Origin of the sequence: Janthinobacterium sp. CG3 (genome assembly GCF_000344615.1) — a bacterium.
Classification (GTDB): Bacteria; Pseudomonadota; Gammaproteobacteria; order Burkholderiales; family Burkholderiaceae_D; genus Janthinobacterium.
In genome coordinates, this window is the sequence record NZ_KB467824.1 from 1,841,404 (window position 1) to 1,852,582 (window position 11,179).

Consider the following 11,179-nt stretch of genomic DNA (forward strand, 5'->3'; position numbering starts at 1 on the left):
CCGCGGCGTCGTGAACGCGGCGGGGAGTCGGGCAGAGCGCGGCGGCGCGACGGCGCCGGCGCCTTCATTTACATCGCGACGGTATCGGCAACGTCGCTGAATTCCTTGATCTTGTCGAAATTCATGTAACGGTAGATATCCACGGCGTTCTTGTCCAACGCGCCGATGTTCGCCATGTACTCCGCCTTGGTCGGGATTCTGCCCAGAATCGCGCAGACGGCGGCCAACTCGGCCGAGCCGAGGTAGACCTGCGTATCCAGACCGAGGCGGTTGGGGAAGTTGCGGGTCGAAGTCGACATCGCGGTCGAGCCCTTGCGCACTTGCGCCTGGTTACCCATGCACAGCGAGCAACCCGGCAATTCCATGCGCGCGCCGGTGCGGCCCAGCGTACCGTAATGGCCTTCGGCCATCAGTTGCTGCTGGTCCATCTTGGTCGGCGGCGCGATCCACAGGCGCACCGGAATGTCGGTCTTGCCTTCGAGCAGCGTCGACGCGGCGCGGAAGTGGCCGATGTTGGTCATGCACGAGCCGACAAACACTTCGTCGATCTTGGCGCCGGCCACATCGGAGAGCATTTTCACGTCGTCCGGATCGTTCGGGCAGGCGACGATAGGCTCATGGATATCGGCCAGGTCGATTTCGATGACGGTGGCGTATTCGGCGTCGGCGTCCGGCGCCAGCAATTGCGGGTTGGCCAGCCAGGCTTGCATGGCGACGATGCGGCGCGCCAGCGTGCGCTTGTCTTCGTAGCCGTTGGCAATCATCCACTTCATCAAGGTGATGTTCGAATTCATGTATTCGATGATCGGCTCTTTATCCAAATGCACGGTGCAACCGGCGGCGGAACGCTCGGCCGACGCGTCCGACAACTCGAACGCCTGTTCAACTTTGAGTTGCGGCAAGCCTTCAATCTCCAGGATACGGCCGGAGAAAACGTTTTTCTTGCCTTGCTTCTCGACCGTCAGCAAACCCTGGCGGATCGCGTACAGCGGAATCGCGTTGACCAGGTCGCGCAGCGTGACGCCGGGCTGCATGGTGCCCTTGAAACGCACCAGTATCGATTCCGGCATGTCCAGCGGCATGACGCCGGTGGCCGCGGCGAACGCGACCAGACCGGACCCGGCCGGGAAGGAAATGCCGATGGGGAAACGGGTGTGCGAATCGCCGCCGGTGCCCACGGTGTCAGGCAACAACAGGCGGTTCAGCCAGGAGTGGATCACGCCGTCGCCCGGACGCAGCGACACGCCGCCACGGGTCGAGATGAAGCGCGGCAAGGTCTGGTGGGTGACGACGTCGACCTTTTGCGGATAGGCCGCGGTGTGGCAGAACGACTGCATCACCATGTCGGCCGAAAAACCCAGGCAAGCCAGGTCTTTCAGTTCGTCGCGCGTCATCGGCCCGGTGGTGTCTTGCGAACCGACGGTGGTCATCTTTGGTTCGCAGTACGTACCTGGGCGAACGCCCTGCCCTTCCGCCAGGCCGCAGGCGCGGCCGACCATTTTCTGCGCCAGCGTAAAGCCCTTGGTCGACGCGGCCACGTTTTGCGGCAGGCGGAACAGCGTGGAGGCAGGCAGGCCGAGCGCTTCGCGCGCCTTGGCCGTCAAGCCGCGGCCGATAATCAGTGGAATGCGGCCGCCGGCGCGCACTTCGTCGAAGATCACGTCCGACTTGACGGTGAATTCGGCGATGACGGCGCCGTTCTTGAGCGCCTTGCCTTCATATGGGCGCAACTCGATGACGTCGCCCATGTCCATCTGCGTCACGTCGAGTTCGATCGGCAGCGCGCCGGCGTCTTCCATCGTGTTGTAGAAGATCGGGGCGATCTTGGTGCCCAGGCAGAAACCGCCGAAACGCTTGTTCGGGATGAAGGGAATGTCTTCGCCGGTGAACCACAACACGGAGTTGGTGGCCGACTTGCGCGACGAACCGGTGCCGACGACGTCGCCGACGTAGGCGATCAGGTGGCCCTTGGCCTTGAGGGCGTCGAGTTGCCTGAGCGGGCCGATCTTGCCCGGCAGGTCAGCTTCAATGCCCGGACGCGGGTTCTTCAGCATCGCCAGCGCGTGCAAAGGAATGTCCGGACGGGTGGTGGCGTCCGGCGCCGGCGACAAATCGTCGGTGTTGGTTTCGCCGGTGACCTTGAAGACGGTCAAGGTCTGGCTTTGCGGCACTTCCGGACGCGAGGTGAACCACTCGGCGTCGGCCCACGATTGCAGCACGCCCTGGGCGTTCGCGTTGCCCTTGTCGGCAAGTTCCTTAACGTCATGGAAGAAATCGAATACCAGCAGCGTCTTCTTCAAGCCTTCGGCGGCGACGGCGCCGACTTCGGCGTCACCGAGCAAATCGATCATCGGCTTGACGTTGAAGCCGCCCAACATCGTGCCCAGCAAATGGGTGGCGGTGGCGCGCGAGACCAGCGCGCAAGCCAGCTTGCCCTTGGCGACCAGGTCCAGGAACGTGGCCTTGATCTTGGCGGCGTCGTCGACACCGGCGGGAACGCGGTGGGTCAGCAGGTCGACCAGGAACTGCTGTTCGCCTTGTGGCGGGTTCTGCAGCAGGGCCACCAGTTCTTCGGTTTGCTTGGCGGACAGGGGCAGCGCGGGGATACCGAGGGCTGCGCGTTCGGCGACGTGTTGGCGATATTCTTGGAGCATGGATAGTCTCACATGTTGTTGGTTTAAGATTCGGCGCGCACTCCTGCCAGGGCCGTTGCCTGCTGCAACCCTACCCTGCTGGATGCCTGAATTTTTCAGCAAAAAAAGACCGGCAGCCCACCAGAAGTCGATGCGACTGTAAAATTATACCATTGTTCCCGGCAACTCTTCTATATGACATAAGAGTATACCGACAAACCTTGACGGCGAGCAACATCTCAAAAACCATGCCGTGCCATGTCATGGCAGGGTTTACGCCAAATTTTAGTGGGAACCGTCTAAAATAAGCACTTGGGCCGGAATGGCCTCAACGCCAACACAGTCGCCGCCCAGAACAAGAACGACCTCCATGTGCCTGAAACGGGTAATTCAATTACCGGGCACCGACCGCATACAAGGGAATAACCATGGCAACACAGAAATCAAAAATCATCTATACATTGACTGACGAGGCGCCGCTGCTGGCGACCTATTCCCTGCTGCCCATCATCAAGAAGTTCACCGAGCAGGCCGGCGTCGATGTCGTCGTCAGCGACATTTCGGTGGCGGCGCGCGTGCTGGCCGAATTCCCGGAATACCTGAGCGACGAGCAAAAAGTCCCGAACACCCTGGCCGAACTGGGCGCGCTGACGCAAAACCCCGACACCAACATCATCAAGCTGCCGAACATCAGCGCCTCGGTGGGCCAACTGATGACCTGCGTGCGCGAACTGCAAGCGCGCGGCTACAATCTGCCGGCCTATCCGGAAGACGCCAAGACCGACGCCGAGAAGGCGCTCAAGGCCCGCTACGGCAAATGCATCGGCAGCTCGGTCAACCCGGTACTGCGTGAAGGCAACTCCGACCGCCGCGCGCCGAAGGCCGTCAAGGAATTCGCGCGCAAGCACCCCCATTCGATGGGCGAGTGGAGCCAGGCATCGCGCACCCACGTCTCGCACATGCACCACGGCGACTTCTACCACGGTGAAAAATCGCTGACGCTGGAGCGCCCGCGCGACGTCAAGATGGAACTGATCACGGCCTCGGGCAAGACCGTCGTGCTGAAACCGAAGGTGTCGCTGCAAGCCGGCGAAATCATCGACAGCATGTTCATGAGCAAGAAGGCCTTGCTCGAGTTCTACGAGAAGGAACTGGAAGACGCGCGCAAGACCGGCGTCATGTTCTCGCTGCACGTCAAGGCCACCATGATGAAGGTGTCGCACCCCATCGTCTTCGGCCACTGCGTGCGCATTTTCTACAAGGACGCGTTCGCCAAGCACGCCGCGCTGTTCGATGAACTGGGCGTCAACGTCAACAACGGCATGAGCAACCTGCTCGACAAGGTCGCCACGCTGCCGACCTCGCAACGCGAAGAGGTGCTGCACGACCTGCACGCCTGCCTCGAGCACCGCCCGGAATTGGCGATGGTCGATTCGGCCAAGGGCATCACCAATTTCCACTCGCCAAACGACATCATCGTCGACGCGTCGATGCCGGCGATGATACGTTTGGGCGGCAAGATGTGGGGCGCCGACGGCCGTCCGAAGGACGTCAAGGCGGTCATGCCGGAGAGCACGTTCGCCCGCATCTACCAGGAAATGATCAATTTCTGCAAATGGAACGGCAACTTCGACCCGCGCACCATGGGTACCGTGCCGAACGTCGGCCTGATGGCGCAGCAAGCCGAGGAATACGGCTCGCACGACAAGACCTTCGAAGTACCCGAAGCCGGCATTGCCAACATCACCGACCTGGCCACAGGCGAAGTGCTGCTGACGCAAAACGTCGAAGAGGGCGACATCTGGCGCATGTGCCAGGTCAAGGACGCGCCGATCCGCGACTGGGTCAAGCTGGCCGTCAACCGCGCCCGCAACTCCGGCATGCCGGCCGTGTTCTGGCTCGACTCCTACCGCCCGCATGAAAACGAAGTGATCCAGAAGGTCGAAGCCTACCTGAAGGACCACGACACGCAGGGCCTGGACATCCAGATCATGTCGCAGGTGCGGGCGATGCGCTACACGCTGGAGCGCGCCATGCGCGGCCTCGACACCATTTCGGTCACCGGCAACATCCTGCGCGACTATCTGACCGACCTGTTCCCGATCATGGAACTGGGCACCAGCGCCAAGATGCTCTCCATCGTGCCGCTGATGGCCGGTGGCGGCATGTACGAAACCGGCGCCGGCGGCTCGGCGCCGAAGCATGTCAAGCAACTGGTGGAAGAGAATCACCTGCGCTGGGATTCGCTGGGCGAGTTCCTGGCCCTGGCGGTGTCGCTGGAAGACCTGGGCATCAAGACCGGCAACGCCAAGGCCATAATCCTCGCCAAGACGCTGGATCAAGCCACCGGCAAGCTGCTCGACAACAACAAGTCGCCGTCGCCACGCACCGGCGAACTCGACAACCGCGGCAGCCATTTCTACCTGTCGCTGTACTGGGCGCAGGCATTGGCCGCGCAGACCGACGACGCGGAACTGAAGGCGCATTTCACGCCGTTGGCGCAAGCGCTGGCGGAAAACGAGACGAAGATCGTCGACGAGTTGAAGGACGTGCAGGGCAAGCCGATGGACATCGGCGGCTACTACCTGCTCGACGCGGCCAAAACCGAGGCGGTGATGCGTCCTAGCGCCAGCTTCAACGCGGTGTTGGCGACCGTGTAAAGACGACGCGATAAACGGCGCGGCCGGCATGGCGGGCAAGGATGCCCGCCAGCGCCGCGCCGCCGCCATTGCCGCGCGGCTGTGGGCGTTTATCGCTCATGCGGTGCCCGGCCCCAAAAAAAGCCTCGATAAATTCGAGGCTTTTTTATACATTGCCAACGATATGTTGTCTACTCGATAATAATGTCATCATTTGATAACATTGAAAGATAGAATTTGCGTCGGGCACGGCTCCGACTGAGCGGACAAGCTCCGATAGTCGCTCGGGCTCAGGCTCGACGCGACTTTCATCGCGTGGCTGAAATGCGCGGAATCGTAGAACCCGGCGGCCAGCGCCACCTCGATCAGCGAAGTGTGGGTGTTCCTGAGCATGTCGGCTGACAAACAAACACGCACCGCCTGCTTAATCCGGCCGAAAGTGATGCCATCGCTGTGGAGTTGCCGTTGCAGTGTACGCCGCGAGCAGCCGAGGCGCTCGGCGCATTCGGTCAGATCCGCTTCCGGCGCTTGGTACAGGGCCTCGGTCACGTCGGCCAGCGAGCTTCCCTCCAGACCGATGCGGCAGGCGATCACGAGCAATCGTCGTTCGCCGGCGGGCCGTGCGGCGGCGCCGGCGGCCTTGCGCAAATGCTCGATGAAGGTGAGCATCACGCGTTGCCGCAACTGACTGTCGGCACCTTGTTGGGCATACCGCTTGGTATCGATTCCGGGTGCGGCTATCATGGTCTTGACGCCCAGCGACACCCGCCGATTGATACCGTTCCAGCGCGTGGCGAATTGATCGGCGCCCTTCGATGTCTGGATCAATTCCGACAAGGGATTGACGTCACACGCCAACAGCGACTTGACGTGCTCCGACAATTCGCGGTCCCCGGGCGGCGACTGTTCCGCGTCGACCGCCCTGCGCACGTACTCATCATGATGGACGAAACCGTTGACGGCGCTCATCACCGCATACGAAAATAAGCGCCCCGGCGACGCGTCGACAGGCTTCAGCGCTTGCGTCAGCAGGTGATAGCTAAGCATGATTCTCCTGAATATCCGTTCATTTCAAGCCGATTACCTCGACACGGGCCGGCCCCAGCCAGTCCAATGCGATCGAAGTCGCGCAGCGCCAATTCTACCGCAGCGCTGATCGGGCCGGCCTCGGTGACGTCGGGTGCGGCTCAACGGGCCTTGGCCGGGACCGCGGCGATCGAGTAGTCGCTGGGCAAGAACAGGGTTAGGATGGCGCAGACGATGAACACCGGCCCCAGGACGGAAAAGACGTTGCGCAGCGTATCGTGGGCCTTGCTCTCCGTTTCCAGCGCGAACTGCACGGCGGCCAGCGCGTTGATCCCCAGCGCCGCGCCGACGTTGCGCAGCAGTTGGATGGTCGAGGTATAGCTGGCCACGGCCTCGGCCGGAGCCTTGTTTTGCGCCAGCACCACGGCGCCGACCGCGACGCAGCCCATGCCAAGACCGATGAACAGTTCGGCCACGGCGATCGCCTGCCACGGCAACACCGTGCTGCCCAGGGACAAGGTGAACGCGCCTATGCCCAGCCCGATGGCGCCGGCGAATACCAGGGCGCGATAGCCGACGCTTTGGATCCGCATGCCGCACACGGCCGAGCTGACCACGAAGCCGAGCGCGGCCAGCAGCACGATGACACCGGTTTGCGCGCCGCTGATGGCGTGGCTGGCATGCAGCGCAATCGGCACCAGCGTGATCGACGCATACAGGGCGATACTGCCGCACACGACGATGACCATCGCCGCGCTCAGGGCGCGGTCGCGGAAGAAATCCGGCGGAATCGGACTGGACGCGGGCCGCGAGCGGATCCGCAGCGCCAGCGCCAGCATCCCGAGCAGGGACAGCGCCAGCATGGACCAGAACGTGGCGCGGCGCAGGTCGACCTGCGCCGCCGACAGGGCCACCATGACGCCGAGCACGACGACGGCGAAGTAGAATTGAGCGACGTAATCGACCGGCACGCCGCGGCGCACATGCACGCTGAGCGCTTTGGAACGCAACACCAGCAGGCACACCAGGCCGACCGGCATATTGATCAGGAAGGCCGCCCGCCAGCCGAACGCATGCGTGAACAACAAGCCGGCCAGCGGGCCGACGATGGCGGCCACGCCCCAGACGATGCTGACCATGCTTTGTACCTTGCCGCGCTTTTCCGCTCCGAAGAGTATCGCCAGCGACGCGTACGAAAGGACGATGATCATGCCGGCGCCGGCGCCCTGCACCAGACGCGCGCCGACCAGCATGAGCATGTTCGGCGCCAGCGCGGCCGCGCCGGACCCGGCCAGGAAGACCAAGATCGCCCAGGTGAGGATCGATTGCACGCCATAGCGGTCGGCGAGCGCGCCGGTCAGCGGCCCGAACAGGGCCATGGTCACCATGAAGCCCGACATCAGCCATGGAAACAAATCGTGTCCGCCGATCGACTCGGCGATCACGGGCAACAGGGTGCCGATAATGGTCGTATCGGTGGCGGCCAGGAACAGAACCGCGAGGATGGCGAACGCGACCCGGGTGTTGGGGGGACTGGAGGCCTCGGAGAGGGTGGTGGACTGCTTACTTGACGACATGAATTTTCTCCCTGGTGGTTGATGCGGTGAAACGGGCGGACGCTCTGTCAAAGAGAGCGCGACGCGACCCCGCGCCATGCGGCGTGGGGCAGCCAAAAGTCTGTCCGCGCGAATTGGGATGAGTATTCCAGCGACGGCCGCCGCAGGCTTGTATATCGGTGCCAAGGCGCACGGGACCGGCAATCAAATTGAGCAATCTCATACCCGTGGCCCGAAACTTCATGCCCCACTGTCGTAAGCGGTAAGCCGACGGCGTTATTGACTTGACTGGCGTTCGTTGCGTTGGTAAAGGTCGGAGCGCAGTGGATTCTTGGCGAACATCGTCTTCCACACGCGCGGCGTGAGTTGTTCGACCAACGACGCGGGGTGTTGGCCCACGCGCTGCAACACGTCGACCAGGTGGCTCGTATGGATCGACATCGTGCAGGCGCACATGCTGGCCGGCGCGGCCTGGCGAATGCATGAAGCAAATCTCGTCGCGTTTGACAGCAAGCTCGCGCGAGCTCAATATTGTCGCCAGCACGGCTTGAAGGTGAACTTGTTCCTGTACCGGCTCAGGCGCCATCGGAGCGCGCCCGCCAAGCCCCTGACGAACATTCCCGTCAGCGTCGAGACGGTCCCCCGCAGCCGGCGCGGACTTGGATTGAAGAATGGAATTAAGCGGCGACCTGGCCCGATTGAGCACTGATTCAACACTGCCGAAGTGGATCTTGGAGTTGGCCGATCGCCTGGTCAGGGAGGCGCAAATACGGCCCGCTTGAACGCCGAACTGCACACGGCTTATATCAAGGTCCAGGCGTTGACATTGGAGCTGGCGCATCATCGGCGCATGCGTTTCGGCGCCAAGGCCGAGGCGCTCTCGGTCGAGCAGCGCGACCTGACCCAGGAAACGTGGGAGTCGGATCTGGCCGAACTGGAGGCCCGGATCGATGTGCAGGGCGCGTCAAACCGGCCTGAGTTAACGTTGGAAGATGGTAGTGCTGAACGCTTACCATGGCGTAGGTGACCGACATCACGTACATCCGCACAGGCGCCGGCTGGCTGTATCTGGCCACCGTGCTTGACCTGTTCGCACGCAAGGTCATGAGCCATAAAAGCAATTGCTGAGACAACGCCGTCGCCGAACGCTTCTTCTTGAATCTCAAGATGGAGCGCGTCTGGCAGCGCCAATATGCCAACCATGCCGAGGCCAAGGCCGACATCACGGACGACATCGTCGGGTTCTACAACTGCAAGCGATTGAATTCAGTACTGGGCAATCTGCCGCCCGCCGCCTACGAGCGGGAAATGGCAAAAAACGCCCCTATTGTTGTGTCCGAAATTACTTGACCACCGCAGACTGGGTCGCGTCGCTGTCGCAACAGCCGTTCGTGCGCTACGACCGCGCTTCGTTCGGCGGGCGCGAGGTTGACCGCTTCCTGCGGAAAATGCATCTCCCGCTACGGGAAATATGCGAAATCGACGAACTGGACGCCATCGTCAAGCTGGTGGCCAACCGGGTGGGCGTGGCATCGGTACCGCAAACGGCGGCGCAGCGGCGCCGGCCGGCTGCGGTACGCGCAGTCGACCTGGGACAACGCACTTTTCATCGGGACATCGGGCTGGTGCACCGGTCGCTGGCCAGCCGGAGCGGCCCCGCGCGCATGCTGCTGCAACTGATCGCAGGCCAGGTCCAGGGTCTCCAGCCGGCGCGGTGACGCGGCGAACTGACGTGATGTACGCGCTACGCTCAAAGCACCCGCATCGCAGCCGGAGCAAGCCATTCCAATACGCAAAAGCCCTCACCAATGGCAAGGGCTTGTGCGGTTTTTCAGCAGTCTGAGCCCTCTGAAAACGGGGCTTCGATATTTGTGCTCGCATATCAGAAACAGTTCGGGTTCATACTCGCGCCAAGCCAACAACGACATTCCGCACCTGAACATGCAGCATGGGAAGGTCCGCCTGGATGGTCTTCCAGACGATTTCGTAATCGACTTTGAAGTAGCCATGGGCCACCGCATTGCGCATCTGATAAGCGAATGCCAGCGGCAATTGCGGATGCTTCGCGGCGAACTCCGGGTAGTGTTTTTGGATGTTATTGCTGGCTTCGCCAAGGATCTCGAGGTTGCGGATTACGGCATCCTGCACCAGCTCGTTTTGCAGAAAACCGACTTCATCCAATTCCTCGGTGTAACGACCGATCCGCTCTATCGCCTGCAGTATATGCGCCAGGTAGTCAGCCAGGCGCCGCTGGTCTTTGCTCATATCGCGACGGCTTCAGCCAACACGCTAGCCCGGAATTTCTCCGGCAATCCCTTCGGGGTCAGGACGTCGACCGGCACGCCTAATAGTTGCAGCAACTCATGACGGATGGCGCCGATGTCGAACAGCGTCGTCTCCGGCGTTGGATCAATCAGAATATCCAGGTCGCTATCCTCCGTGTCACTGCCATGCGCGACCGAACCGAAGACGCGGGGATTCAGCCCGCGATGTCCCTCTACTATGCGACGAATCGCTTCCCGATGTGCTTGCAGTGCGGTGGATGGTTTCATAGCGAGCGAGGAGGAGTCATTCCAAACCATGTGGGACAAGGGCGATTGTACCATCAGGTCATATGTATATTCGCAGACCCGACCCACCTGCCGGCTTATTCAGTTCCAATTGACTTTCAGAGCCCCCCCCCCTGCCCGTTGCTGGGACAATCACGCACCGCCGCCGTGCGCTCAACAAGTTATGCAGCAGCGCAAGGACGCTTGGCCAAAGCCCCCCTTGTCCTTGCCGAAAAAAACCGCCATTTACGCTCGATCAAGGCAGCCGATACATTCATCGGCTAGCCTCGACTCATCCGATTTCACATCGGAGGGAATAAGTTTCCTTCGGGAAAATCACTCCCATTCGATTACCAAGGAGCGATCCAAGGCTCTGATTTTATTACGTATTTTCCGACCTGCGATCGATGGCACCAGCAAAAATGCCATCAACAAAAAATACGCGCCCGGCATATACACAAACAGCTCGGGTTCATACTCACGCCAGGTCAGCAACGACATTTCACACCTGGACATGCAGCATGGGAAGGTCCGCCTGGATGGTCTTCCAGACGAATTCGCAGGGCGATTGCATGAAGGCGGAGCCGAGGCGATGAGCACAGCTTGTAGGTATCGCTTGTAAACTCTTTGAAAAAGGCGTTTACTCTCGATATTTGGGCGAGAAAAATGACAATCGGACCGATGTCGCTGCTGGAAGCATTCGATGAATTACGCGATCCGCGCGCGCGCGAGTGCGCATATCAACTGGACGAATTGCTGCTGGCCGCGATCTGCGC

General features: G+C 61.4%; 8 protein-coding genes and 3 pseudogenes. 5 read left to right on the forward strand and 6 right to left on the reverse strand.

Annotated features, from left to right (window positions below; translation table 11 throughout):
• Positions 1-68: 68 nt before the first annotated feature.
• Positions 69-2,654: a bifunctional aconitate hydratase 2/2-methylisocitrate dehydratase gene (locus tag JANGC3_RS0107855; RefSeq protein ID WP_017875937.1), complete on the reverse strand. Its 2,586-nt coding sequence runs from the start codon at positions 2,652-2,654 to the stop codon at positions 69-71.
• Positions 2,655-3,061: 407 nt separating this feature from the next.
• Between JANGC3_RS0107855 and JANGC3_RS0107860 the strand changes: the two genes are divergently transcribed.
• On the forward strand, positions 3,062-5,293 hold the full coding sequence (locus JANGC3_RS0107860; RefSeq protein ID WP_026132702.1) for an NADP-dependent isocitrate dehydrogenase: 2,232 nt from the start codon (positions 3,062-3,064) through the stop codon (positions 5,291-5,293).
• A 28-nt stretch (positions 5,294-5,321) separates the two neighbouring features.
• Complete coding sequence (locus JANGC3_RS32455) at positions 5,322-5,474, forward strand: hypothetical protein (protein WP_157406517.1); 153 nt, start codon at positions 5,322-5,324, stop codon at positions 5,472-5,474.
• Between the two features lie 8 nt (positions 5,475-5,482).
• Here JANGC3_RS32455 and JANGC3_RS0107865 read toward each other — a convergent pair whose 3' ends face one another.
• From JANGC3_RS0107865 to JANGC3_RS34295, 3 genes and pseudogenes are all read right to left on the reverse strand, one after another.
• Entirely contained in the window at positions 5,483-6,319 is an 837-nt protein-coding gene (locus JANGC3_RS0107865) for a helix-turn-helix transcriptional regulator (protein WP_017875939.1), read from the reverse strand.
• Between the two features lie 140 nt (positions 6,320-6,459).
• Positions 6,460-7,875: an MFS transporter gene (locus JANGC3_RS28740; protein ID WP_017875940.1), complete on the reverse strand. Its 1,416-nt coding sequence runs from the start codon at positions 7,873-7,875 to the stop codon at positions 6,460-6,462.
• A gap of 255 nt (positions 7,876-8,130) precedes the next feature.
• A pseudogene (locus JANGC3_RS34295) lies at positions 8,131-8,305 on the reverse strand (transposase domain-containing protein); the annotation flags it as partial.
• 273 nt (positions 8,306-8,578) lie between these two features.
• Here JANGC3_RS34295 and JANGC3_RS34070 point away from each other — a divergent pair.
• The 3 genes and pseudogenes from JANGC3_RS34070 to JANGC3_RS28755 all read left to right on the forward strand — a co-directional run.
• A complete protein-coding gene (locus tag JANGC3_RS34070; RefSeq protein ID WP_269746237.1) occupies positions 8,579-8,881 on the forward strand; it encodes a transposase in 303 nt (100 codons plus the stop codon).
• Positions 8,878-9,204: pseudogene (locus JANGC3_RS31330) on the forward strand (IS3 family transposase); the annotation flags it as partial. The gene JANGC3_RS34070 and the pseudogene JANGC3_RS31330, both read left to right, overlap by 4 nt.
• An 8-nt stretch (positions 9,205-9,212) precedes the next feature.
• Positions 9,213-9,572 (forward strand): annotated as a pseudogene (locus tag JANGC3_RS28755) (LysR substrate-binding domain-containing protein); the annotation flags it as partial.
• 181 nt (positions 9,573-9,753) lie between these two features.
• Here JANGC3_RS28755 and JANGC3_RS0107900 read toward each other — a convergent pair.
• Both JANGC3_RS0107900 and JANGC3_RS0107905 read right to left on the reverse strand, forming a co-directional pair.
• Entirely contained in the window at positions 9,754-10,119 is a 366-nt protein-coding gene (locus tag JANGC3_RS0107900) for a HepT-like ribonuclease domain-containing protein (protein ID WP_017875945.1), read from the reverse strand.
• Complete coding sequence (locus tag JANGC3_RS0107905; protein ID WP_026132703.1) at positions 10,116-10,406, reverse strand: nucleotidyltransferase family protein; 291 nt, start codon at positions 10,404-10,406, stop codon at positions 10,116-10,118. Before JANGC3_RS0107905 ends, JANGC3_RS0107900 begins: the two co-directional genes overlap by 4 nt.
• Positions 10,407-11,179: the final 773 nt, after the last annotated feature.